1 pseudogene is annotated in these 218 nt (G+C 63.3%); it reads left to right on the forward strand.

From position 1 onward, the window contains the following. Positions 1–120, forward strand: a pseudogene (locus HMPREF2656_RS13435) (ATP-binding protein); the annotation flags it as partial. Positions 121–218 lie beyond the last annotated feature (98 nt).

Raw genomic sequence — 218 nt, forward strand, 5'->3', positions numbered from 1 at the left:
GCCCTCCCCGACAGAGTCGGAGCCGATTCACTCGTTAGCCGCCTCAACAACGGCCACCGAATCCGCATCGGAGACTTCGACATGCGCAAGGCCACCGCCCCAATAGAACCGGACGAATAAGACAAACAGCCGGGCCGACTCCGTCGGCCCGGCCCCGGTACCAACTACCCGGAACACAGCAGTACCGGGTCTCCGGAACACCGGTACCAAAAACCCGC

Source organism: Corynebacterium sp. HMSC034B08, assembly GCF_001835805.1.
Taxonomy (GTDB): Bacteria; Actinomycetota; Actinomycetes; order Mycobacteriales; family Mycobacteriaceae; genus Corynebacterium; species Corynebacterium coyleae.